We start from the raw sequence: 23446 nt of genomic DNA on the forward strand, positions 1-23446 counted from the left end.
CCTGGACGTGGCTGGACTAAGTCATCACTTGGGAACGGATGTAGGCGGCAGCGACGCGCAGAATCTCCTCACCCGCCACGATCCCGGAGGTTGACGTCACACAGAGGTTTGCAAGATGGAAAGCTGCTTCGTCTAGCTCGCCATGGGCAGGGCGGATTGCTGCGTCAGCCAGCTGCAGAATACCGGCGTCCAGCTTAGAGTCGCCGGCTGCCACTAGCACGTCCACAGGGTGACGGCGACGGATCTCAGCGAGAGCTGCCTCCTTGCTGACGGGTGATGGTACGCAGTACAACTTTCTACCCTGCATGGATGTCTTCCATCCCCGTTCGTGACACCATGCACTTAGTTCTTCGAGATAACCGACCGACAATTCATTACGTTCGACGATGCAGTATACAAACGTGTTTTCAGCTACCCGGCCGCGGAGAACTGCTGCTGGCTTGGTCGGGCCCAGGAGATGGTCATATACCTCCTCCAAGGGTGCGCAATTATCAGCGACAGCGCCCTGTATGAGGTAAGTCCACCCCGCATCCGGTACTCCGTCGTGTAACAGGACTGCCCCGTTCGTAGTCACCGCATAGCCTCTGTTACGGCCAGGGATATTCACTCGACGGAATTGCTGCACTGTTCGCGTGGTGACGGGAACGAAGATCGCGCCGTGCACAAGGCGTTCCAGGACATTCCACGCTGTGCGCGTCATGAACGATATAGGTGCTCCCTCATATACCTCGGCAACAACCAGTGCAGGCGCAGCGTTGTCAGAACACCGCAGTGCCATGGAATTGGCCGAGTAGATAAGCGTCTGGTCAAGGTCGCACGCCACCATCACCGAATAGTTTTCGGTCGGGCGGATGGCGGGGAATTCCAGCCCTGCAGACAGAGTAGTCACGATACCGCTGACTTCTGCTCGATTTCGGGCATGGACCGAGTACCGGGTAACGGATGGATCAGGCCGACACATGTGTATGGAAGGTCATCCACGTAGACCACCTCTACGTCCCGGAGCCTTGCCAGCAGAAGCACGTGCTGCACGTCTTCCCTAGACGTGGATCTCACCAGGATCTTCCAAGGTACCCGGCGCAGGAGTACCCGAGTAGTTTCGCCAACCCCGGGCTTCACCAAGTTTGTGTTGTTGATTCCGAAGTCCTTGCTGATCCTCTCGACAGCGGCCCACCCTGACCAGTCTGAGGCTCTGTTCCCGACGGCCTCCGCTGTGTTGGCTTCCGTCGATGTGATGACGTTGTCCTGGACGTCAGCGAAGCGTTCGGACACGGCGTTGACGAAGGCCTCGGAAACGTCCCTGGGCGCCAGTTCCCGGTAATACTTTGCCCCATGAAAATCGTTGGGGAAGATGAGGTCCCGGTTGAAGACTGTGCGTGACACCAGTCCGGATACGGTTGAGTTCAGGCAGGCAGACGGAATCAGGAAATCGTCTCTAGTGCCGAATATTTCCGAGCAATGCCCAGGATCAGCAAGCACGGCAAGTTCAGGACTGAACTGTGCTCCGTCGGTGCGCGCGAAGTCGGCCACCGCGGCCTCAAGTTCACGTGCGATGGCGCCTTTGCCGGTCCATCCATCCACGAACATGATCTGTTCCGGCGCGTAGTGGCTGGCGAGGTAGCTCAGCGCTGTCTGGTCAAGCCCAATGCCCCGCACGATGCTGGCCGTGTAATGGGGGAGATCGACGCCGTGGACCTGCGTGGCCCACCGCTTCATCAGGATTCCAGCCGGCGTCCCCGCGCGGGCCAGGGAGACAAGGACGGGAGCGCCCGCCCTGACTGCCAGCACCTGTTCGGTGACACGTCCGACAGCAAATGCCACCCGCGAAGCTGACCTTGACAGAGCGGCTTTATATAGTTCCTCATACTCGCTTGAGGGCACATATTCCTGGGGAAGGGACTCCGCATAATTGGCCCGGCCTGACTGGATGGCGGCCTCCCTCACAGCTGTGGGAGCCTCCAGTTCCGCGAAGCTCAGGTCCTTGATCAACCACCGCACTTCGCTGGCTGCGTAGGAGCCAAAGGAGGGCCCCTGGCCGAACTCGGGGAACGGCCGCTCCGCTGGAAGCAAAACAACCTGCACGCTGGCCCCCGTCGTCGAAACGGCCTCTGCAATGCATCCAGGTCCCGTCAATGCGGCTGTTTGTGTTCCCGGTTCCGCCAAGATCACCACCCGGTCAAACCGCTGGCCGGCGTGGTTGAAGTTATAGGCATACCGTCGGCCGGGACCGTCCGTGGTTGCATCGTGGCTGTTGAAGGTCACGGCCGAACGAACCGGATATCCTTCACGGTCAATCACGGTAATGGGGGAGCGGGTGCTGGTGGAGTATCTGACCGATACCCCAGGTAGCCGTTGCTGCAGAGCGGACGCGATGGCCAACGGCAGCGCCATAAATTCCTCGGTGGCCAGGATCAGCAGCCGGCCTGTCGCCGGCACCACGGTGGCCATTTTCTCGGCAACGCGGTCAGCGGCACTGCAGACCGTGGCGCCGGCGCTGTTCCCGAACCGGGCACTTCGGATCGGTTCCACGCTGCGGGTGAGGTCCAGCACGGACACATGGCCACATTTCGGTGCGGGGACCGGCTCGTTGGCGAAGCGGCTCACAAACGAGGCTGCCTTGGCGGGCAGGTCGCCGGGCACAGCGATGTCGCCGTTGGCAAGACTCACTACGGTGATTCGGCAGTCCAGCTTGAAGGCCAGTTCGTCCAGCCGGTTCCGGTCCTCGGCCGGCCGCAGGTCAATCAGGGAAGCAACAATGTATTGCCGGTGTGGGGCCGTGGCGTGGAGAGCGGTGATGGTGTTGACAACAGTTGCGCCGGTGCTCAGCTCATCGTCCACCAGCACAATCGTGCCGGTACCACTGAGTGCCGAATGCCGGGTGGGGAGTAACTGGTGGGATGTTGCATGAGAGTGCGATTCTTCGAAGGCCGCGTAGGGGCGAACTGCATCCGTGCCGGCGGCCACATGGCGGGTGGAATGAATGTAGTAGGACCCTAGTGAATCGGCCACCAGCTGGCCCAGGCCTGTCGCGGTCTCGGCATAGCCGATGGTGGCCACGTCAGGACATGCTGGCTGGACGTGCAGGTCTCGGCACAGGTCAGCGATTGCGACTGCCCGGTCAGCCTCTGCAATTGGGTTCCCCGCCAGTAGATCCTCTAACCGGGACGCCGCGTCTGCGATGCGGCTGTCGGTGTCGGAGAGTGGGCTGAGAGCATGACGCACCTGCAGGCCCAACAACAGACCCGCCGCCACCGCGATTCCGGGCTCGGTAGGCACATGTTTTGCCAAGATCCGCGAGACCAGCAGGTGGGCCCGCTTGGGGTTCCGCCGCAGGGCCAAGTCCACCAGGGCCGTGACCGGCAAGAGGCCGGGACGGGAGCTGGGCGAGACCGCGAATCCCCATTCAGCGAAGCTCGCTTCGTGCTCCGTAAGTGTGGATTTGGCGACTGTCATTTCATACTCGCTTCCAGGAGCTCTGCAAAACTGATCCCGTGGTTTGCCACCCCGAAGGCCCTGGCCCGCAGCAGGGTTCGTTCAGCCCAAGATCGGTGGGGCTTGTGCTCGTTCATCTTGTTTCCATAAGAGGAGGCCTGCACCCCGCCGGAAAGTCCGGCCGCGATGTCAGTTGCGTCCAGGTACTCCTCGTGGCTGACAACGGACATCGAATGCACCACAGGGACGTGGCTTGGGTGAATGACGGTTTTCCCCAGCAGGCCATTTGCCTGGTCGAGCTCGATTTCGCGGATCAGCCCATCGAGGTTCTCCAACAGCAGACGCTGGCGGAGTGCCTCCTCGTTGACATTGCTGAACGGCGTCACCCGCAGAAGGGGGCGCAGGACGCGCTCTTTGTTGGAGAAGTGCTCCCACACGGGGCCAGTTATGACCCAACTGCTGCCTGTCCGGCCGAAAACATTCACGACGTCGCCAATCACGTTGGCTACCACATTGACGTCGTAGATGGTCAGGTCTCGTGACCTTCGAAGCCCGAATGCGCCGGACATGTCTGTGGCTCCAACGCGGATGCACAGAACCAGGTCGCGGTTGGTGGTGATCACGGTCAGTGCGCTGTGGAGGGCAGCCGTTCTTGTCTCGAGATGAGTGGTGACGGGGTCCTCGATGATGGGCATGGCCAGGAGCGGCGGCAGTTTTCGCGTAGGTTCCGTTCGACCGGCCTCATGGTTAAGCTGGCGCAGAGCCTCAAAAAAGGCGAGTCCCTGGCCCGTTTCGTTCTCAAATTTGGGCAGGACGAAGCCCGCCAGGACGTCGAGCGTGGACCCTGCGCGCCGCCCGATATTGAGCAGTTGTTCGGGGGTCCGGCACCTGATGAACAGGAGCGGGAGCACCGCACCAGATGGCTGGGCGGCAAGTTCAGCAAGCGCGTCAAGGAGATTTGCTTCGGCTTCTGCTACGTCGTCGTCCGCCACGGAGTCCTCTAAGCAGAGGACGAAGCTGATGCAGCCGCGTTCCGTCTGTTTGAGCACAGCCTTCGCCAGACTCGGTCGGTTCGCAGGCGCGTAGAGGGTCGCGCCGAGGGCGACGGCGAGCAGGTTTGGGTGGGAGGTTCGAAATAGTTCTTCGGGAGGTAGGAGGAAGAGCCGCTCGCGTTCCGACTGGCTCAAATATCTGAAGTGTCTCATGTGTTCCCCAAATGGGTCGCTGACCAGACGCTAGCGGCGACCAGTATGCATGTGCGACGGAGTGGTCATGGTGAAACCGAAGGCAGCCCAGATGGTCTGGTCGTTTGCGGCCTCGACGTACTCCGCACGAAGTTCAAGGAGGCTGTCGATGCGGGAGATATAAAGGACAGCACTCTTGCCGTCCGCGGTATTGGGTGAGACGGCCAGCGCGGCCTCCCCAAATATGCTGACAACCAGTGGCACGTCCTGCGCGATGAAGATCGCGCGCCGAAACCGTTTGACGTGTCGGAGAGTGATGGCAGCGGACCCCTCGTGGAATGCTACCAGTTTTCGGTTTCCGGCGGTCGGGCAGGCAACCCCGGCTGTCTCTCCGTGGACGCTTTCAGCACCGGTCACCTGGTCGACATCCTCCCAGGCTGTGGACCGCGCGCCGTGTACCAGTAGCGTACCTATGCTGGACTGCCGTGCATTGAGCCGCACAATTGGCGCATCTTCCGCCATCTGGCGAGTGTCCGTGAATCCCGGTGCGCTGAAAAGCCAGGCGGATTCAAGGACCGGCGCAAGCGGGGTGGGACCCGTACTCTCGTGGGCGGAAGGCCCTCCGGTGCCAGAACCGACGGTGCCCGCCCGGGGGCGGTCCAAGCTGAGCCCGGAAGACGGCGCAGGGCGCAATGTTTCGTCTGTGCGTGTCGCGGGGATGCGGTGGGGGCTAGGCCCGGCGGCCACGGAGTCGGGCCGGCGGCGGCGGGACAGGTAGGTGATGTCTGGGCGCGGGCGTCGCGCGGAGTGATGCATGTCAGAGCGCCAGCTTGTAGTCGGTGGCCACACCGGTAAGCCCGTTCTGGTAGCCCTGGCCGATGGCCCGGAACTTCCAGCCGCCGCTGTGCCGGTAGAGTTCCCCGAACAGCATGGCTTTGACCTGCATTTGGTTTCCGGACGGGATATCGAAGCGCAAGAGTTCACGATTGTTCTCGTCAGCCACCCGCACGTAGGCGTTCTTGACGGCGCTGAAATTCCCCGGCCCGCGCAGATCTGGGTCGACGTAGACAACGAAGGCAATTTTCCGCACGTCCTCTGGCACCGAGGCCAGGTCGACATCGATTTGCTCCTGGTCGTCAGTCCCGACGAATTCCATGCTGCCCTCGGGGGTCGTCAGCTGGTTGAAGAACACCAGATGGTCGTCGGAGAGGGCCAGCCCGTCCTGGCCGCACATTATGGCCATTGGAACAAGCTCGGCCTGGGGTCCGAGGCTTTGGGTAATGGTCCAGCCGAAGGCGACGAGAACTTTGCGGAGGCCGGGATTCTCGGCCGTCAGGGCAGCGTTGCTGCCCGGGATCATTGAAGCCACTAGCTTCCTTCCAGGTGAAGACTGCCAAGATCGAACTTGTCCTGGAGAAACCGGCCGTGGATCGCCAGTTCGGTGGCGGCCCCACTGCGCACCTGCTGGTTAAGGTTTTGGACAGTGGAATGCAGAGTTGCGAGCTGCGCCAGCAGGGTGGCCGTTTCGTGGGAACCATGCACGCGGACCGATTTGGGCAGCATCAGGTAGGTCCTCAGAGAAGTGGGAAGGTAATCGCAGATGATCGCCCCGGCGAGGACCACCTGCTCGGTGGCGGCGCCGGTCTGTTGCATATGGACCACCAAGGTCGCGAGAAGGTCGTCTATTTGCCGGAACTGCGAGTAGACCCCAGTGGGCACTTCGCCTCCGGCCCGTCGAGTTTCGCTGCGGAGGGCGTCCAGCGCCGCCCCACTGGCACCAAGATCCACGGTGTTCTGGTCGAGCACGGGCGCTGTTCCCTGTTCGGCGTCGGAGCTGCGGGCAGCAGCGGCGCTGAACAGGGACCCAAGGAACTTACCGACCATGCCGCGATCGGGCCAGTCGTTGTGCCTGCACTAGTTGCCTTCTTGTTGACGGACGCGCTCTAGGTAAGGCCTGGCCCGCTCCAGACCCGTCTCGAGGGCATGCACGGTGCCTTCCATGCTCTTGTTGGCTTGGGACCGGAAGGTGTCGATGGCGTCAATGGTCTGGAAGACGTTGTCGAAGGCCCTCTGCAGTGTTTCAACGCTGACCCCGGAACTCGCAGCCTGCTGGTGGATCCTTGCCGTCTGGTCCTTGAGCATCTCGGACGTCTTGAGGATCATGTTGTTCGTCGTCGTGTTGATGGCGTCGATCTGGTCCAGCACCATCTTCTGGTTGGCAAGGGCCTGGGCCACAATCACGGCGGTACGCAGCGCCGAGATTGTCGTAGTGCGGGCCCGCTCGACGCCCTTGATCAGTTCGGTGTTGTTTTTGCGGATCATGTCGATTGCCAGGTAACCCTGTACCGAGACGGCCAACTGGGTCAGGATGTCCTGGTGCCGCTGGCGGATCGGATAAAGCACGTCCGAGTCGAGCTTGCCGGCCTCCTCGATCTGGCCCTGCATCTTCATCTCGTCGATTCGGCTTGCAGTTGCGGTGTCCAGCGCCTTGGCGAACACCGCATATTCGCTCAGTCCCTGCATGGTCTCCCACAGCCGGGTCTTTTCCTCCGCGAGCGAGGCATTGTCCTTGAGTAAGGCGTCTTGGCCTGCCATCAGGGACTTTATGATCTTGTCCAGCTGGGTCTGGGCGCTCTCGTAGCGTTGGAAATACTTCGCGAGCTTGTTACCGCCCGGGATAATGCCCAAGATCTTCCTGCCCACGCCCAAATCAGCATTGTTCGGCGTCAGGTCCTCCACTGTCGAGCGGAGCTCACCCAGTGTTGAGGCAACCTGCACTTGAGCGTTGTTGCCGGACTTCTTCGCCCCGGCCAACGATGTGGATGACCGCTCCAGCAGCCGGCTGGAGGTGTTGGCGGAGGCCACAAGTTGCTGGCCGCCAAGCCGGTTGATGCCATCGATCTTGCTGGAGTACTCGGGGCTGAACGGGCTCATTGCCGCCACCTCGCTGACGAAGGCGCGAGCCTGGGCATTGATCTCCTGCTGGCGTTCGGCCGGCACCGGGACCATGCCGGGGGCATCGTCGACCTTGACGATGTCGACGGTTTCCGGTGCGTTCAGTACCAGCGGCGTCGATGCGGCGGCCTCCGGCGGTGTCAGTTGCATACTCATGGTCCGTCTCTCTTTCTGTGGGGTACTTATCCGAGCTGTATGCCGAAGTCGCCGGCGACTCCGGCGAGCCCGGTCGCGTAGCCTTGGCCGACGGCCTTGAACTTCCATTCGCCGTTGTGCCGGTACAACTCCGAGAAGATCATGCAGGTCTCGGGGGCCGCGTCTTCGCTGAGGTCGTAGCGGACTATTTCGGTGTCGTTGTCCTGGTTGACAATCCGGCAGTAGGCGGCGCGGACCTGGCCGAAGTTCTGGCGTCGCTCATCCGCCTGGTCGATGGAAACGACGAAGACAATTCGTGAGACGTCTGCGGCCAGGGTAGAAAGGTCGACAGCGATGATCTCATCATCGCCATCACCAACACCCGAGCGGTTGTCACCTTGGTGGACGACCGTTCCGTCCGGCGTGGACGGCTGGTTATAGAAGATGAAGTCCGCCGAGGAGCGGACCTTTCCGTCTTCGCCCAGCAGCAGCGCCGAGGCGTCGAGGTCGAAGGCGTCTCCGGTGGTGGTGCGGGGATCCCAGCCGAGTCCGACGTGTACTTTCGTCAGTCCGGGGGCCGACTTTGTCAGCGACAGATTAGCGCCCTTGGTCAGGGTAAGTCCGGCCATGCTCCTGCTCCTTCAAATGGGTGGGTGGTGGCAGCGCCGCCGCAGCCAGTGGTTGCGGCGACAGCACTGCTTAGTCGAGGATGATGCCGAAGTCGGTGGCGATTCCGTGGAGGCCTGTGGCGTAGCCCTGACCTACGGCACGAAACTTCCAGTCACCGTTGTGCCGATAGATTTCGGCGAAGATCATGCAGGTCTCGGAGGCAGCGTCCTCGGTAAGGTCGTAACGCACAATTTCGGTGTTGGTGTCCTCGTTGACGACACGGCAGAAGGCATCCCGTACTTGGCCGAAGTTCTGACCGCGGGCGTCGGCTTGGTCGATAGAAACGACCAGCACAATTTTGTCGATCTCCGCAGATACCGAGTCAAGGTCGATGAGGACCTGTTCGTCATCGCCCTCGCCCTCACCGGTACGGTTGTCGCCCTGGTGGACGATGGCGCCGTCCTTGGAGGCGAGCTGGTTGTAGAAGATGAAGTCGTCATTGGAACGGACTTTCCCGGCTGCGGTAAGCAGCAGGGCGGAGGCGTCCAAATCGAACTGTTGTCCCGCCGTCGTACGGGGATCCCAGCCTAGGCCGATCATGGCCTTGCGGAGGCCGGGGTCTGCTTTGCTGAGGGAGAGGTTGCTTCCCTTGCTGAGGGTGAGGCTTGCCAATGTGACTCCTTAGGGGGCGGTCTTAGAGGGTGGAAATTGCGGGCTGGACTACGTCATGCGCAGTTTTGCCGTTCGCGGGGGCGCCGATGGCCTGGAAGCTCCAGCCGCCGATGTCCCGGGAGAGCTTCGCCATGATCATGGCCGTGTATCGACCGGATTCGGTCAGCTGGTACTTGGCCACTTCCGGGGCGCCAGCCACAGACTCATCGATGACCCGGCAGAACGCGTTCTCCACCATGTCGAAGGTCTGCTGGCTGTAGCTAGTGATGACGAAAACAATGTGCGCCACACCGGGGGATACGGCACCAAGATCAACGGTGATGGATTCGTCATCGCCTTCGCCTTCGCCGGTGAGGTTGTCGCCGGTGTGCTTGATGGAACCGTCTTTGCTTTTCAGGTTGTTGAAGAAAACCAAGTCCAGTGGCTGCTTGTTTGCGTCGAACAGAATGGCCGAAGCGTCCAGGTCGATCTCGACGGTCTTGGTGCTACCGAAGAAGCCCCGCTTAGCGGGAACAGCGGAGTCCCAGCCGAGTCCCAGCCTAATTTTTGTGAGCGACTCACCGTTCTGCTTGGTCAGCGACAGTGACTGACCCTTCGTAAGACTTAACCCCATCGTCATGCTCCTGTTCTGTGTTTACTTGGAAACTTTTGTAAGTTCGGCGGCCTCGGTTGCTTCCGCGAGCTTGGCCGTCTTCTTGTTGCGCATGGTGGATCCGATGAAAGCAGCAACGATAAAGACGACTCCGATAAGTCCTGTGATGACTTCGTTGATGGAAATCGAGATGGTCATGAGCAGGATGACGGCGAGGGCGCCGATAGCCCAGTGCGCGCCGTGGTCGAGGTATTCAAACTCGTCCAGGGTCCCATGCCGGACGAGGTATACGGTCAAGGACCGCACGAACATCGCGCCGATGAGGCCTAGGCCCAAGGCGATGATGATGGGGTCCGCCGTGATCGCAAAGGCGCCAATGACCCCGTCGAACGAGAAGGACGCGTCGATGACCTCAAGGTAGAGGAAGAGCATAAAGGCGGCCTTACCAGCCAGCTTGGCCGGCGCACTGGGGCCGACGTGCACGGTGGCGGCGGCGTCGTCGAAGTCGACGTCGCCATCGTTGTCCACATCGAAGAGGTTGCCGAGGCCGTTGACGAGGAGGTAGGTGATGATGCCGAGAAGTCCGGCCAGCAATACGATGCCCTGGTGCTCCCCGGAGAGGCTGCCGGCAAGGACGAGTGCGACAAGTCCAACCACCAAGGACGCGCCGTCGAGCTTTCCGATTCTGGCCATAGGAATCTCAAGGAATTTGATCCACTTGATGTCCCTGTCCTCGAACATGAAGTCGAGGAAAAGCATCAGCAGGAACAGGCCGCCGAACGCAGCGATTTGTGGGTGCGCTTCGTGCAGCAGGTATCCGTAGGTTCCTGGCGTGTGGGGATCACCCTTTTGCAGGGCCAAGTTGATGGCCTCAGCGGGGTTGAGCTTGGCGGTCACGCCCACGATCAGGAGGGGAAACAGGACGCGCATGCCGAAAACGGCGATGACGACACCGACGGACAGGAACATCTTCTGCCAGAAAGCGTTCATGCGCTCGAGGATGCGGGCGTTCACCACCGCATTATCGAAGCTGAGGCTAATTTCAAGGACGCCGAGAATCAGACACAAAATGAGGGCTTGCGGCCCCCCGTACAGGAATGCAATAACCAAGGCAGCAGCGGTGATCCCAAAAGACCAACCGAAAGTTTTTAGGAACACTTTGTATCCAACTCCTGTAAAGCGGGCTTGGCCGATTGTCAACGGCCTCACCACGGCGTGCTAGCAGGAGTAAGTCTCCCCCTGACTTGTCCGATAATCCTAGCCCGTCGCTCCTCGGTTTAGGGCAGCTGGTAAAGACGTTGGATTAGGCCTTCGGAAAAACTAACAGCATCTTGACCAAATCCTGAGGATCGGATCATTGACTGATACCAGTACCAGGACGGGTGGCGCTGATGCTGTCGGCCGCCAAAGTCCTGAACACTCGCGGCGGATGTCATCTAGCGTGCGCGTCCGATAGCAAAGCCGGCCAAAGTCGGCCAGCCGAGGTGTCGGAACCAACGACGGGGTGGTTTCGTCGTAAATACTCAACGAATAGGATTGCTAATGGTACTTTCCCTTGAAAAAATCGGCCTGGAAGCGCCAGGTCTTCTGTCACTGGCCAAGACTGCATCCGCGGCCGTCAATCTGTCCGGACTCAACGGGCAGAAAGCCAAAGTTGCGGTCGCCTTGGACTTCTCCGGCTCCATGTCTGCGGCATACAAATCGGGCTCTATGCAACGGTTGGTCGAAAAGACGTTGGCTCTGGCCACCCAATTCGACGACGATGGGGCTATCGACTTCTTCGTTTTTGACTCCTCCGCCGCATACTTGGGTGAAATCAGCATCGCCGACTTTCCCGGATCCGTGGATCGTTTGACCAAAGGACGGCGGATGGGCAGTACAAACTACGCCGATGCATTCCTATCCATCCGGGAACACTTTGGGTTTGCTCCTCCGGTTATGCCCAAGAAGGGCCTCTTCGGACTGGGCAAGGCAAAAATCAGCCCAACACTGCCCGCTACGGCTGCGCCCTCAGAAATGCCCGTGTACGTACTGTTTCTTACGGACGGTGCACCAGATAGCAAGAACGCGGCCCTTCAAGCGCTGGCGGAAGTTTCGACGGCACCCATTTTTTGGAAATTTCTCTCTATTGGCCGTGAGCCCATAGCGTTCCTTGAGCAGCTGGACACAATCACCCAGCGCTTTGTGGACAACGCCAACTACGAGCCGGTTGGCGACGTTGACGGTATCAACGACGCACTGCTGTTCGAGAAGATGCTGAAGGAATTCCCGGACTGGCTCAGCGAAGTCAGAAACAGGGGACTCATCCAATAGCAGGCCGTTCAGCCTACTTGCCATTTTCCGCTGCGATCGCTCTGCTGGCGCAGTGCCACCGGATCCGGTGACTTATTGCACGGTCAGTAACACTTGGCAAATGGGTCGGTGGTCAGCCACCTGTCGGGGTTTCAATTCGTAGAGCACGAGATCACGTCTTATGCTGATCGAGCCAACCGCGAAGTGCGCGGTGGGAGTCTGATGGTGCCGAGCCTCCATGAGACCCAAGGCACTTCCGCAAGAGGTTGGGGGCCGGATGTCAGACGACATCAAGTACGAATACAAATCTGTTCAGGCCGTGCGCGGTTTGGAGAGCCGCTCTATCGGCAAGGAGCAGAGAGAAGGCAACTGGGAACTTGTCGACCAGACCCAAGGGACGCTCCGGACCACACTGAAATTCCGGCGTGTGAAGCCAGAGACATCTTTGTCAAAGGCGTGGGAAGTCTTCCGGGGACTTGCGCCGGCCAAGCAGCGGGCTGTCGTGGCCGGTATGACCATCCTCCTGCTACTAGCTGCTGTAGGCATTGGTACCTCCGCAGCACGGGAAAAAGGCGGCACTGCGTCGTCGGAATCGGTGGCTCTGAGTGAGACGCCACTCCCGTCGCCTACTCCAGCGGTGGCTGAAGAAACCGGCCAGGCCTCCGGACCGTCGCCTGCTCCAACGGTGGCTGAAGAAGCCGACCAAGTCATCACCCCCGAGAACAACGAAGAATTCGCTGCACTCCTGGCGACCACCGACACCTGCGGTCCCTCGGTGGCGGACTTCGCGACCAAGTACCACGGCCGGAAAATTGGGTTCGACGGCTCGATAACGAACCTGCAGCAATATGAGAAGTACAAGACTCGATATGACATCCTTCTTGGTCCCGGAGACGCGGGGCCAAAGACCACAGCTGGCCCCAACTTCAAGTACGCAAACGTGAACACGTTCGACCTCAAATTCAGTGGCAGCAACGTTCCGTCCTCCGTGTCTGAAGGCGATACATACCGCTTTATCGCTGAAGTTGGCGACTACAAGCCCAACCAAGGCTGCTTGTTCTTCCTGACCCCGGTGTCCACCACGGTTCGGTAGCGCCACCCGCCTCACCACGACCCATAACGGCGTTTAAGACCTTGGTGGCCGCTGGCCGCGAGCAAGGGCTGGCAGAGCACGGGCGCTTAGGCGGCGTCACTAGCTTCGAGCCACTCCGGGAACGTCTGGCGTCCGACGGCGGAACCCGGCGCAGGGATCAGCGCGCCGTTGCGCATTGCCCTGCCCATGGGGCCGGGAAGGTGCAGTGGAACGATCAGTTTCTTCTGCTGCGTCCTGGCCAGATAGGCCGCGACCAGGTCTTTCAGCTGTTCGGCCCGCGGACCGCCGAGGTCCGGGATGCGTCCCTGCGGGCCAGCCTCAGCTGCGTCCACCAGCGCCGCGGCCACGTCTTTCGCCGCCACCGGCTGGGTGGACATCGTGGGAACCAGGACCAGCGGGCCCACGGAGGCGGCCTTGATGGACATCGGCACGAACTCGTGGAACTGGGTGGACCGGAGCAGAGTCCAGGGAACGCCGCCGTGTTTGACTTCGTCCTCCTGCACCAACTTGCCGGCGTACAGTCCTGAATTGGCTTTGTCGATGCCTACGATGGACAACGCTACGTGGTGCTTTGCGCCGGCTTTCTTCCCGGCCGCCAGCAGGTTCTGCGTGGCGTTGTTGAAGTAATCCACGGCCTTCTTTGTGGACAAGGTCTGGATGCCGGCGACGTCGATGACCGTTTCGACATTCTGGAGTGCCTGCTCAAGGCCGCGCCCGCTGAGTAGGTCCACCCCTTCGGTTCGGCTGAGACTGACCACGTGGTGCCCACGCTCCCTGGCGATGACCACAACGTGGCGGCCAACGGTACCAGTTCCCCCTGCAACGGCAATCCTCATGGAAGAAATCCTATGCCGGTTCCTCAACAAAAACGGCTGCGCGCCTTACGTTCCCGAGGGGTTCTACCCCGTCACCGCCGCCTTTGCTGCACGGGTCGCGTTCATCCACTCGCTCAGCCATGGAGCCCGGACGCTGGACGTGATGCGGCAGTCGGCAACGAAGGTGCCCTTGGCGCCGGCGTCGATCCAGTCCTGCAGCGCGGACAGGTCACCAGGCGAGCGGATGACAGCTGACTCAGCTCCCAACGCCCGTGCGACACCGCTGAAGTCCACCTCGGGGATCAGCATTGGCTTCTCGGTCAGCCCCTGTGACCCGTACTGGTGGATCTCGGCGCCGTAAGCAGCATCGTTGTAGATCACCACAATCGCGCTGCCAGCCGCGCCGATCAGGGATTCGAGGTCGGACAGGCCCATCAGGAAACCGCCGTCGCCTGAGGCCAGCACCAAGGTCCGGCCGTCCTCCAGCGCGCGGGCTGCCCCGACGGCGCTCGCCAGCCCCAGCCCGATGGACTGGAACGCCGTTCCCACCATCACCAGGTCCTGCGGCCGCGGGATGTTCCAGTACATTGGCGCCCACCCGATGAAATGGCCGCCGTCCTGCACCACCGTCCGGCGCTCCGGCAGCACGGCCTCCAGAGCGGCAGCCAGGGCCCGCGGGTCCAGTCGACCGTCCACAGTCTCAGCGGATCCAACAGCATGCCCCGGCCCAGCAACCAGGCGCATGGAAGCTTCCTCGCGCCAAGCAACAGCCGCAGCCCCTCCTGCAACCAAAGACAGCAGGCGTGAAGCAGCAGCCTTCACGTCTGCCTGAACAAACAGGTCCACCCGCGGATGCGTCGTCTCCACAGCGGTGTCGATCTGGATAACTGTGGCACCGGGGCCGAGCAGGTGCCCGAACCGCATGGTGAACGGGCTCAGGCTCGCCCCGGCCACCAGGACCACGTCGGCCTCGCCCATGAGCCCGGCCGCGGTGTCGGTGCCGAAACCGCCGGCCACGCCCAGGTACCCCTCGCCATTGAGGAGGTTGAGCGCCAGGGCGGTTCCGGCGGTCAGTGCGCCGATCCGGTCGGCGAGTTCGCGGAGCTCCGGGCCGGCTCCGGCGAGATGCGCACCCCGGCCTGCCAGGATCAACGGCCGCCTGGCCCCGGCGAGCAGGCGGGCCACCCGCCCCAGGTCCGTGCCGCCGTCGTCCGTCACTTCCAAAGCGGCCGGCTCCGGAAGGTTCTCGTCGTCCGCCTCGAGTGCCGCAAGATCGTACGGGATGGCAAGCACGACGGCGGTGCGCCGGGTGAGCGCGTACTCCACCGCCTGGCGAGTGATGGCGCCCGCGGCGTCGCGGGTGACGGTGAAGGTGGCCGCGCTGAGGCCGGCGGCGATGGCGGCCTGGTCCACGTCCTGCGGCCGGGCGCCGGTGGTGGGGGCGTCGCCGGTGACCAGCACGACGGGGATCTGGGCCTGGACGGCTTCGGCCAGGGCGGTGAGCGCGTTGGTGTAGCCGGGGCCGTAGGTGGTGGTGCCCGCGGCGAGCCGTCCCGAGGCCCGGTAGTAGGCGTCGGCCGCGGCGACGGCGGCGCCCTCGTGCCGGACCGGGGTGAAGCGCAGGCCCTGCTGTTCCGCGGCGTCCAGGAAGTAGACGTTGCCGTTGCCCATGACGCCGAAGACGTCGCTGACATAGCTGCTGAGAACCTGCGCCACGCGGCCGGAGACAGTAAGTGAAGTCATGCAGGAATCCTGCGGCCCGGTGTAGAGATCGGCAACACACGGAAATGCGGCTGGGACTTTTGGCAGGGGAGAAGCAGTGAAGCTGCCAAAACGCCCACTTGTGGCGCGCATCACCCTGCGTTAGCTGGAAGCAGTGGATTCCTGCTCGGACAGCCGGGCCAGGAGCCCGTCGTAGCGGGGCGGCATGAGTTCCAGGATGGAGATGGCCGTGCTGGTCCGCTGGATCCCGTCGATCTCCAGGATCTGGTTGGTGATGCGGTAGAGGTCGCTGGTGCCGCGGGCCACCACCTTGGCCATGAGGTCCGCGTCGCCGGTGGTGGCGTGCACCTCGATGACCTCCGGGATCGCGGCGAGCCCGTCCTCCACCGAGCCCGTCCGGGTCTGGCTGATCGACAGGGAGAGGAAGGCCATCAGTTCGTAGCCGAGCGCAGCGGGGTCCAGCCTGCGGCTGAAGGAACGGAGCGCGCCGCTGCGCTCCAGCCGCGCTAGCCGGGCGTGGACGGTGTTGCGGGCGACGCCGAGTGTCCGGGAGAGTGCCAGGGCGCTGGCTTCGGGGTCCTTGTCCAGGGCCAGGATGATCCTGCCGTCGAGCGAATCGAGGGTCCGGGATGTTGTGATGGTCATATTTTCACCAGAGGTACTAGAAGTTGAGCAGAAGTCCCAAGCACAAAAGCGTATCTTGCATTGTGGTCCGGGTCACTTCCATGATCGGTCCTCATGAGCCCTGAACAACTCCTGGCCGAAACCGAGACCGCGCTGCCCACCCTGCGCGCCGCGGTGACCGGTCTTCCGGCCTACGTCCCTGGCCGGCGCAGCCTCGGTGCGGACATCGCCGCCCTCGCCAGCAACGAAAGCCACTACGAGCCCCTGCCGGCAGCCACCGCCGCGGTGGCCGAAGCGGCCGGCCGGATGAACCGCTATCCGGACATGGCCGCCGTCGAACTCCGCGAACGGCTCGCCCAGCACCTGGGCGTCACCCTGGAAGAGGTGGCGGTGGGGCCCGGCAGCGTGGGCGTCCTGCAGCAGATCATCACCGGACTGTGCGACGCCGGGGATGAAGTGGTGTTCGCGTGGCGCTCCTTCGAGGCGTACCCCATCCTGGTGGAGCTGGCGGGCGCCCGGCCGGTCCGCGTCCCGCTGGACCGCGCCGAGGGCCACGACCTGGACGCCATGGCCGCCGCCATCACCGACCGCACCAAAGTCATCCTGCTCTGCACCCCCAACAACCCCACCGGCGTGCCGATCAGCCACCACCGCCTCGAGGCCTTTCTGCAGTCCGTCCGCTCCGACATCCTGGTGGTGATCGACGAGGCCTACGTGGAGTACGCCGAGGCCGGAAGCGGCCCCGACTCCCTGGCGCTCTACCGCCGGTTCCCGAACGTCTGCATCCTGCGCACCTTCTCCAAGGCCTACGGGCTCGCCGGCCTGCGCGTCGGGTACGCCATTACGACGGCGACAATTGCCGAAGGTTTGCAGCGCACCGCCCTGCCGTTCGCCGTGAGCGCGCTGGCGCAGAAGGCGGCCATCGCCTCGCTGGACGCGGGGGAGGAGATGGCCGCGCGGGTTTCCCTGGTGAAGCAGGAGCGTGCCCGGATGGCCGCCGAGCTGGAGGCCCAGGGATGGAAATTGCAGCCCAGCCGGGGGAACTTCCTTTGGATCCGCGCCGACGCCCCGCTTCTGGCCTTGCTCGTGGATGCGTTCGATGCCGCGGGAATTCTGGTCCGGGCGTACCAGGGCGACGGCGTGCGGATCACCGTGGCCGACCCCGCCTCCAACAACCGCGTGCTCCGGCTCCTCGCAGCCCACGCGGCCGTGGCAGCTTCCTGATCCTTTCCCCAACTCCGTTGCACCTATTAAGTAAGAGGAATCCCTTTATGGAACACCAGACAACGACGTCTGCCCGCGCGCTGGGCGCGGCCCTCAAGCCCCGGCAGCTGACCATGATGGGCCTGGGCAGCGCCATCGGCGCCGGCCTGTTCATCGGCTCCGGCGCCGGCATCCAGGCCGCCGGCCCGGCTGTGCTGATCTCCTACCTCGTCGCCGGCACGCTCATCATCCTGGTCATGTGGGCGCTCGGCGAGATGGCCGCCGCCAACCCGGACAGCGGCGCCTTCTCCGTGTACACCGCCAAGGCCTACGGGCCGGTGGCCGGCGCCACGGTGGGCTGGCTCTGGTGGATCCAGCTGGTGGTGGTCATCGCCGCCGAGGCGCTGGGCGCAGCAGGCCTGCTAGCGACGATCTTCCCGGCGCTGCCGGTGTGGCTGATGGCCTTCGTGTTCATTGTGGTGCTCACCGCCGTGAACCTGACCAGTGTGAAGAACTTCGGCGAGTTCGAGTTCTGGTTCGCCCTGCTGAAGGTCGCGGCGATTGTCGGGTTCCTGCTGGTGGGCTTTGCCCTGCTGTTCGGCTGGCTGCCGGGCGTGCAGTCTCCGGGCCTGTCTAACTTCACCGGTGCTGGCTTCGCGCCCAGTGGTTTTGCCGGAATTGCGACGGCGCTGTTTGTGGTTGCGTTCGCGTTCGGCGGCACCGAGATCGTGTCCGTGGCTGCAGCCGAGACGGCCGAGCCTGCACGGAGCGTGAAGAAAGCAGTCCGGACGGTGCTGTGGCGGATTTTGGTGTTCTACATCGGCGCCATCTTTGTGATTGCTGCTGTTGTTCCGGTGGGTTCGGCGGGGCTGAAGAGCCCGTTCGCCGCGGTGCTGGACGCCGCCGGCATGCCGGGTGCAGCAACCGCCATCACGCTGGTGGCTGTGGCGGCGCTGCTCTCCGCCCTCAACGCCAACCTCTACGGTGCTTCCCGGATGGCGTTCTCCCTGGCCGAGCGAGGTGAAGCTCCTCGTTGGCTTGCTTCGGTTTCGAAGGCCCGGGTTCCGGTGGCCGCGGTGCTGGCCAGCGTGGCGTTTGGTGTTGTGACGGTGGTGCTGGAGCTGGCCTTCCCCGAGAAGATCCTCCCTGTCCTGCTCAACACTGTCGGCTCGACCTGCCTGCTGGTGTGGACGTCCGCGCTCTTGGCCCAGCTCGCCCTGCGGTTCCGTGCTGACCGCGAGGGAACAGAGCTTCCGCTGCGCATGCCCGGTTTCCCCTGGCTGACTTCGCTTGGACTGCTAATCCTTGCGGCGATCTTCACGGTGGGTTTCATCGGCGAGGATTCCCGCCCCCAGCTGGTGAGCACCTTCGGACTTGTGGTGCTGCTGGCGGTGGGCTGCTGGTTGAACCAGCGGAACGAGAAGGTTCCGGCTGCTGAAGCATCGGACGAAGCCAAGCCAAGGGTGTTCGTCGACTAGGATGACGTGTTCGGCCAACCCAGCTTCCTGATAGAGAACGGGTGCGTCCAGCTTAAGCTGGGCGCACCGTCTCCATGTAAGCTGGCGCCGGCCTTAAGGCGGTCGACTACTCAACGCCCGCCGCTCCGCAGCAGGGCCATTCGGAGGGACTCCCTCAGCAAGGCAGTAGCAAACCACCGCGGGGATTAGATCGTCGACAATTACCAAGTTCCCCGGAGGCCTTGAAGTTGGACTTCACGCTTCGAACCTTCGGCGCTGCCGTCGTCGCCCGGAGTCATCTTGAGGGTGAATATTTCAGCGCGGGCGTTCTCGTGTGGAGCCCGTCGGCAGATGCGGTTTCTGTTGCCGACCGAGAACTCAGACGCTCGTGGAGGAAATTTGTCCGTTTGGCTCGAGACCGAACTTGAGCATTTGCTGTAGTCGGTCGTTATCAGGACTGCAGCGCGCCAGCTCGTGGAGCCCATACGAGTCTCCACCATCGGCGGCCTTTCGTGCCAGGCGTTCAGCTTCACGCTTGTCGCCCTTGTTGAAGCGTTCGGCGACCAGTGCCAACAATGCAGACATGCTGCCTCGCTCAGCAATCAAATCAGCGAGACCTTCAGCTTTGGCTCCTTCCCCGCTCTCCTCATAAATTTCGGCCAGCAGCTCGAGGTGAAAACTGTCCACTGTTCGCCCTTCGTCCTGAGCTGCTGAAACCTGTTCTAGACATTCCCGCTCGAGTGCAGCTATCCCACCCCTTCGTTGCGCCATATCGGCCAGACTCCTTCGCATCACTGTTTGGATTCCTGCTCGCGATTGTTTGCGCAGTGCTTCTGCCTCTGTGTCTTGACCTAGCCTTTCTCTGAGCCGTGCCAACTGACGCAGCGGACTCGATGCACTGAGCCCCGCCATCCAGACAGCTTCTTGCAAGAGGCCGACGGCTTCCCTGTCATCGCCGGCAGCCTCGGCGATTTGTGCAAGGGATTGCAGAGCCCGGAATTCGCCCTGATTCGCAGCCGCACGTAGCCAGTGCTTTGCATCCGTAAGGTGGCCTTGATGGGATAGATTGTCGCCAACCTTTAGCTGCGCGCCGAGATTTCCAGCGTTGGCACCTTTGAGGAAGAGTTCGAAGGCTCTGGCCGTCTCTCCGCGCGATTCTTCAAGCTCTCCCATGCGGAAGAACGCATCAGGATCACCAGCATCAATTGCACGCTGATACAGCATGGCGGCATGACGAATTCGCCATCGAGAGGCTGCGGCGTCACCGAGCGATATTAGTTGCTCGGGTGTCGTGAGGTGCTTCAGCCCTGCCTCCCAAAAAGCTGCTGGCGGAACTTCGAAACAGCTGACCCTACGTCCCCACTGAGCGACGTAGTCAGCGAGGATGAACTGCGGCAGCTTTTTGGGGTCCTCAGTGGGCCGCAACCGACGCGATACGAGCAGACCTGTGGCGCCCCGGCAGATCCCTCCGGAATATTCTAGTGCCTGGTCCAGCCAGTCATCACCCAAGATATGCCACTCGTTATCCGAAAGGTACCCAACTGCGGCTTGTTCCAGAAACGAACGGTTAAGAGTTTCTGCCTGTCCAAGGCGCTCTGCGTCGATCGCGACCTTGACCACGGCTCGCGCTGCTGCTGGCGCAGCTTCATATCGCTCGAGTAGAGCAGGTGCCCCAGCAAGGTATTGAGTTATCTCTGCCGAGGCGGATGAGGCGAGAGCCTGCTTAAGTCGGGGATCCCCAGCTTCGTTCGCCATTTCAAGTTGAGCTGGAGTAAAGGCGGTAGGTACTCTGATCTCCCGGTCGGTGACAAGAGACCGCGCCTGAGAGTGTGGGTCAGGTTCTCCTGCCGCCGGCTGCGTCGATATTCGGGCGAGGTACTCAGGCCAGATCGTGCCTACTACCAAGATTGGACCTCGACTTTTGTCCCGGAGCAGCATTCGCAACCTAGCCGCCACCTCCTCGCCAACCTCTGAGGGGTACGTAAGTATGTAGTGTTGAAGCTCGTTTAGCCATATAACCGTGCGAGGTGGGATGCTGGCGATCCCATTCACAACTGCTCTTGGGCGCATCGGGACCAGTGGATGCCAGAGATTCCACGACGGCGGGAGTTGACTTACAGCCTCCCAAGCGGCCCGCGTTTTTCCCGACGACGAGCTTCCGACCAGAACGACTATCGCATTTTCACCCGATTCTGCCGACTGAAATATCTCACCGAGTTTGACGTCATGGGGGCGCTCAACGTACCGCGTTAGTTTTGGCAAGTCGCCCATATGCGATTCAGGGGAAATGGAGGGGTGAATCTCGAGGTCAAACGGGTCCAGCTTGTCGAGGGGTAGGAGAAAGGGTTCTGGGGTTTCCGCGAGGGGGCGAGTCTCAGTACTTGAAGAAATGTTGATTTTCGATATCGGGGATACATCGATTCTCTGGAGGTCATTCAGCAGTTCTTCGAGAAAATACTTGACTTGCTTATAAACGAGTGAGTCGCGGTCCTCCGGTTTGCTTATGTTGAGGTGATTGGCGTCTACGGGTATCGGACGGACATGAGCTAAACCCGGGTTAGCAGACGATTCATCAACAACTCGAACGCCCCTAGTGGGATGTGTTTCGAACAATACGAGATTCGGAAGACCGACCTCGTTGCACCAGTCGCGGTAGCGATCCCCCAGTTGCCGCAGGTGCGCGCCATTGCGCTCGAGACCCTTGACAGCTGAGGTGCTGCGGTAAAGCCTTTTCAAGGCAGTCGCGGCGGTAGCTAAACCGGAGCCGTTGTGGGGTGTGCTAAGGAACACGACGCCCTTGGCCGCATCCGCAAAGTTCGTGTAATTAGTGAGGCCCTCGGCCGCAAGGAGGAGCATCTCCTTTACAATCAGACCACCCATGCTGTGGGTGACAAAACATATCGGACGGCTTCCAACGCCGTGGCTTTGTAATTCGGCCAGAAGATTGATCGCGCGGTCCTGGATCGTCATGGCTCGCCCTAGCCATTTGCTGGAACGAGCTTGGTAGCCCAAAGACCATACTGCTAAACCTGACAGGTCCTCCGCCAACCAACTAGGCCAAAACGACCCCGACGTGTCTCCTGGGTTTCGGCACCAAGAGGTCAGTGAATCGCCATCCAAACCGTGTATGAATACCACATCCAAGACGGCATCATCCGGTGCGTGCACTTCCAGGACTGTCAACTGCTTCTTCCTTGCATCAAGGGCACGCCTTTTCGTGCGGCCAAGTAGTTCGTAACTCTACTGGATCTAGTTCTCCACGAGCCGGTGTGCTTCCCTCAGCTGATATCTGGACGACGCTAACAACAAACACACCTTCGGTGTGCACGAAGAAGCCACTGATATCCGATGCAAATGACGATCGGAGATTTAGACAGCCTCATTGTGATGCCAAGTCGAGTCTTCGCCGGCCACCATTTCGTTCGGTCCTTTAATCTGAGAGTCGAGGCGGAGTCAGCCCTCCCTTGCCAAGCAAATTTGGCACGCTTAACCTTCCTTAAAATGAGGGTCCGCAGTGGCGCGAGGCCCTTATTTTCACGCTTTGTCACCTCCGAATCTCTAGATCGTCACTAGCGGTGGCTAGACCGTTACGGACGTCAGGGTGCAAGTCGGTTCTGACCGACGCGTTGTCTTGACTATTCAAAGTCGCCCTAGCTGGAGGGTTTGATGTCCGATGACAGCACCGGCGGTTAGCGCCGCCGCTACCCGCCGGCAAGCACCGGCTTCCACGCCTGCGTGCGCGCCAGCGCGAGCTTCAGTTCCCGCCCGCCTGCCTCCTCCAGCAGCCCGGAATCACCCACAACCACCAGCAGGCTCCGCGCCCGGGACAGCCCGACGTACAGCTGCTCCGGAGCCCGGCCCATGTCCTTGAAGCCGTTGACGCGGAAATGCCCCGCCTCCTCAAGGAACTGGCGGCTGAGATGGCGGTTGCCAGGCTTCTTGGATACGCCTGGCCGGACCAGATTGACGATGGTCTCGTGACACTGGCAGACGAAGACGGCATTGTCTGCATCCCTGCGGTCGCCGGTGAACGCAACGCCGCAGATCGACTAGTAGATCTGCTGGCTAAGGCCTACGGCGGCGAATGGTCCTCAGCTACACGCGACGCCCTGCTTGTGGACGCGGGAGGAAAAGCCGGCGACATCGAGGGCTGGCTGCGTGACAAGTTTTTCACGCGCCACGCGGCGCTTTTCCACAACCGACCCTTCATTTGGCAAATTTGGGATGGGCAGAAGGGCGGATTCTCCGCACTGCTTAGTTACCACAGCCTAACAAAAGGAAAACTGGAGAAACTGACTTACACAATTTTGGGTGCCTGGCTTTCCCGTCAGCGGGAGGACGTGGCCGGAGGAGTAGTCGGAGCTGACTTGAGACTGCGCGCGGGTGAGGCTCTGCAGCAGAAACTCCAGCTTGTGCTTCAGGGGGAAGCCCCCTATGACATCTATGCCAGGTGGAAGGAGCTAAGTGATCAACCGGTCGGTTGGGATCCGGACTTGGACGACGGCGTCCGCATTAACATCCGGCCATTCGTCACGGCCGGCGTTTTGCGATCCAAGGTAAACGTCAAATGGGACAAGGATCGAGGAAAGAACGTCGACGGCACAGACCGAATCAACGACCTGCACTTCACGTTGCTGGAAAAGCAAGCCGCGCGTGGCTAG

At 61.7% G+C, this 23446-nt stretch carries 21 protein-coding genes; 5 read left to right on the forward strand and 16 right to left on the reverse strand.

What is annotated here, in order from left to right; genetic code table 11:
- Positions 1 to 16: 16 nt before the first annotated feature.
- The 11 genes from J7I84_RS19695 to J7I84_RS19745 form a co-directional block, all read right to left on the reverse strand.
- Positions 17 to 889: an HAD family hydrolase gene (locus tag J7I84_RS19695; RefSeq protein WP_214946209.1), complete on the reverse strand. Its 873-nt coding sequence runs from the start codon at positions 887 to 889 to the stop codon at positions 17 to 19.
- Positions 886 to 3453, reverse strand: coding sequence for a phosphoribosyltransferase domain-containing protein (locus J7I84_RS19700; protein ID WP_214946210.1), 2568 nt, complete (start codon positions 3451 to 3453; stop codon positions 886 to 888). The genes J7I84_RS19695 and J7I84_RS19700 overlap by 4 nt, the downstream gene beginning before the upstream one ends.
- Positions 3450 to 4637 (reverse strand): HpcH/HpaI aldolase/citrate lyase family protein, encoded by a 1188-nt coding sequence (locus J7I84_RS19705; RefSeq protein WP_214946211.1) that lies wholly within the window; start codon positions 4635 to 4637, stop codon positions 3450 to 3452. Before J7I84_RS19705 ends, J7I84_RS19700 begins: the two co-directional genes overlap by 4 nt.
- Positions 4638 to 4667: 30 nt before the next feature.
- On the reverse strand, positions 4668 to 5138 hold the full coding sequence (locus J7I84_RS19710) for a hypothetical protein (protein WP_214946212.1): 471 nt from the start codon (positions 5136 to 5138) through the stop codon (positions 4668 to 4670).
- 295 nt (positions 5139 to 5433) lie between these two features.
- The gene (locus J7I84_RS19715; RefSeq protein ID WP_251046868.1) at positions 5434 to 5976 is read right to left on the reverse strand and encodes a TerD family protein; all 543 of its coding nucleotides are present in this window, start codon (positions 5974 to 5976) and stop codon (positions 5434 to 5436) included.
- Positions 5977 to 5984: 8 nt separating this feature from the next.
- Complete coding sequence (locus tag J7I84_RS19720; RefSeq protein ID WP_214946214.1) at positions 5985 to 6500, reverse strand: hypothetical protein; 516 nt, start codon at positions 6498 to 6500, stop codon at positions 5985 to 5987.
- 30 nt (positions 6501 to 6530) lie between these two features.
- Complete coding sequence (locus J7I84_RS19725) at positions 6531 to 7727, reverse strand: toxic anion resistance protein (protein ID WP_214946215.1); 1197 nt, start codon at positions 7725 to 7727, stop codon at positions 6531 to 6533.
- Positions 7728 to 7753: 26 nt separating this feature from the next.
- A complete protein-coding gene (locus tag J7I84_RS19730) occupies positions 7754 to 8335 on the reverse strand; it encodes a TerD family protein (protein WP_214946216.1) in 582 nt (193 codons plus the stop codon).
- Positions 8336 to 8405: 70 nt separating this feature from the next.
- Positions 8406 to 8987, reverse strand: coding sequence for a TerD family protein (locus J7I84_RS19735; RefSeq protein ID WP_214946217.1), 582 nt, complete (start codon positions 8985 to 8987; stop codon positions 8406 to 8408).
- Positions 8988 to 9009: 22 nt separating this feature from the next.
- Positions 9010 to 9600: a TerD family protein gene (locus J7I84_RS19740; RefSeq protein ID WP_214946218.1), complete on the reverse strand. Its 591-nt coding sequence runs from the start codon at positions 9598 to 9600 to the stop codon at positions 9010 to 9012.
- A gap of 21 nt (positions 9601 to 9621) precedes the next feature.
- On the reverse strand, positions 9622 to 10791 hold the full coding sequence (locus J7I84_RS19745) for a DUF475 domain-containing protein (protein ID WP_311381173.1): 1170 nt from the start codon (positions 10789 to 10791) through the stop codon (positions 9622 to 9624).
- A 330-nt stretch (positions 10792 to 11121) separates the two neighbouring features.
- On the opposite strand from J7I84_RS19745, the gene J7I84_RS19750 reads away from it, so the two are divergent.
- Both J7I84_RS19750 and J7I84_RS19755 read left to right on the forward strand, forming a co-directional pair.
- Entirely contained in the window at positions 11122 to 11892 is a 771-nt protein-coding gene (locus tag J7I84_RS19750; protein WP_214946220.1) for a VWA domain-containing protein, read from the forward strand.
- A gap of 256 nt (positions 11893 to 12148) precedes the next feature.
- Positions 12149 to 12964: a DUF4839 domain-containing protein gene (locus tag J7I84_RS19755; protein WP_214946221.1), complete on the forward strand. Its 816-nt coding sequence runs from the start codon at positions 12149 to 12151 to the stop codon at positions 12962 to 12964.
- Between the two features lie 86 nt (positions 12965 to 13050).
- Here J7I84_RS19755 and J7I84_RS19760 read toward each other — a convergent pair whose 3' ends face one another.
- The 3 genes from J7I84_RS19760 to J7I84_RS19770 all read right to left on the reverse strand — a co-directional run bounded on the left by J7I84_RS19760 (position 13051) and on the right by J7I84_RS19770 (position 16146).
- Positions 13051 to 13800, reverse strand: a complete 750-nt coding sequence (locus tag J7I84_RS19760) for an SDR family oxidoreductase (protein ID WP_214946222.1) — start codon at positions 13798 to 13800, stop codon at positions 13051 to 13053.
- 63 nt (positions 13801 to 13863) lie between these two features.
- On the reverse strand, positions 13864 to 15522 hold the full coding sequence (locus J7I84_RS19765) for a thiamine pyrophosphate-binding protein (protein WP_214946223.1): 1659 nt from the start codon (positions 15520 to 15522) through the stop codon (positions 13864 to 13866).
- Between the two features lie 120 nt (positions 15523 to 15642).
- Entirely contained in the window at positions 15643 to 16146 is a 504-nt protein-coding gene (locus J7I84_RS19770) for an Lrp/AsnC family transcriptional regulator (RefSeq protein WP_214946224.1), read from the reverse strand.
- Between the two features lie 93 nt (positions 16147 to 16239).
- Here J7I84_RS19770 and hisC point away from each other — a divergent pair, with 93 nt between their 5' ends.
- Entirely contained in the window at positions 16240 to 17349 is a 1110-nt protein-coding gene (hisC, locus tag J7I84_RS19775; protein WP_214946225.1) for a histidinol-phosphate transaminase, read from the forward strand.
- Between the two features lie 47 nt (positions 17350 to 17396).
- On the forward strand, positions 17397 to 18806 hold the full coding sequence (locus J7I84_RS19780) for an amino acid permease (protein WP_214946226.1): 1410 nt from the start codon (positions 17397 to 17399) through the stop codon (positions 18804 to 18806).
- Between the two features lie 357 nt (positions 18807 to 19163).
- On the opposite strand, the gene J7I84_RS19785 is transcribed toward J7I84_RS19780, so the two are convergent.
- Both J7I84_RS19785 and J7I84_RS19790 read right to left on the reverse strand, forming a co-directional pair.
- Positions 19164 to 21953 (reverse strand): hypothetical protein, encoded by a 2790-nt coding sequence (locus J7I84_RS19785; RefSeq protein WP_396020092.1) that lies wholly within the window; start codon positions 21951 to 21953, stop codon positions 19164 to 19166.
- Between the two features lie 533 nt (positions 21954 to 22486).
- Positions 22487 to 22648, reverse strand: a complete 162-nt coding sequence (locus J7I84_RS19790) for a hypothetical protein (protein WP_214946228.1) — start codon at positions 22646 to 22648, stop codon at positions 22487 to 22489.
- A gap of 24 nt (positions 22649 to 22672) precedes the next feature.
- Between J7I84_RS19790 and J7I84_RS19795 the strand changes: the two genes are divergently transcribed.
- Positions 22673 to 23446 carry a hypothetical protein gene (locus J7I84_RS19795; protein ID WP_214946229.1) on the forward strand — a complete coding sequence of 258 codons (774 nt, stop codon included), beginning with the start codon at positions 22673 to 22675 and terminating at the stop codon, positions 23444 to 23446.

This window comes from Arthrobacter sp. ISL-85 (assembly GCF_018613675.1).
In the GTDB taxonomy this organism is placed as follows: domain Bacteria; phylum Actinomycetota; class Actinomycetes; order Actinomycetales; family Micrococcaceae; genus Arthrobacter.

Bases quoted from the DNA above. Each gene is read 5' to 3' on its own strand.
- J7I84_RS19700 (WP_214946210.1), bottom strand. From the start codon at position 3,453: ATGACAGTCGCCAAATCCACACTTACGGAGCACGAAGCGAGCTTCGCT.
- J7I84_RS19705 (WP_214946211.1), bottom strand. From the start codon at position 4,637: ATGAGACACTTCAGATATTTGAGCCAGTCGGAACGCGAGCGGCTCTTC.
- J7I84_RS19710 (WP_214946212.1), bottom strand. From the start codon at position 5,138: ATGGCGGAAGATGCGCCAATTGTGCGGCTCAATGCACGGCAGTCCAGC.
- J7I84_RS19715 (WP_251046868.1), bottom strand. From the start codon at position 5,976: ATGATCCCGGGCAGCAACGCTGCCCTGACGGCCGAGAATCCCGGCCTC.
- J7I84_RS19720 (WP_214946214.1), bottom strand. From the start codon at position 6,500: ATGGTCGGTAAGTTCCTTGGGTCCCTGTTCAGCGCCGCTGCTGCCCGC.
- J7I84_RS19725 (WP_214946215.1), bottom strand. From the start codon at position 7,727: ATGAGTATGCAACTGACACCGCCGGAGGCCGCCGCATCGACGCCGCTG.
- J7I84_RS19730 (WP_214946216.1), bottom strand. From the start codon at position 8,335: ATGGCCGGACTTACCCTGACCAAGGGCGCTAATCTGTCGCTGACAAAG.
- J7I84_RS19740 (WP_214946218.1), bottom strand. From the start codon at position 9,600: ATGGGGTTAAGTCTTACGAAGGGTCAGTCACTGTCGCTGACCAAGCAG.
- J7I84_RS19750 (WP_214946220.1), top strand. From the start codon at position 11,122: ATGGTACTTTCCCTTGAAAAAATCGGCCTGGAAGCGCCAGGTCTTCTG.
- J7I84_RS19755 (WP_214946221.1), top strand. From the start codon at position 12,149: ATGTCAGACGACATCAAGTACGAATACAAATCTGTTCAGGCCGTGCGC.
- J7I84_RS19760 (WP_214946222.1), bottom strand. From the start codon at position 13,800: ATGAGGATTGCCGTTGCAGGGGGAACTGGTACCGTTGGCCGCCACGTT.
- J7I84_RS19765 (WP_214946223.1), bottom strand. From the start codon at position 15,522: ATGACTTCACTTACTGTCTCCGGCCGCGTGGCGCAGGTTCTCAGCAGC.
- J7I84_RS19770 (WP_214946224.1), bottom strand. From the start codon at position 16,146: ATGACCATCACAACATCCCGGACCCTCGATTCGCTCGACGGCAGGATC.
- hisC (WP_214946225.1), top strand. From the start codon at position 16,240: ATGAGCCCTGAACAACTCCTGGCCGAAACCGAGACCGCGCTGCCCACC.
- J7I84_RS19780 (WP_214946226.1), top strand. From the start codon at position 17,397: ATGGAACACCAGACAACGACGTCTGCCCGCGCGCTGGGCGCGGCCCTC.
- J7I84_RS19790 (WP_214946228.1), bottom strand. From the start codon at position 22,648: ATGGGCCGGGCTCCGGAGCAGCTGTACGTCGGGCTGTCCCGGGCGCGG.
- J7I84_RS19795 (WP_214946229.1), top strand. From the start codon at position 22,673: ATGCCCCGCCTCCTCAAGGAACTGGCGGCTGAGATGGCGGTTGCCAGG.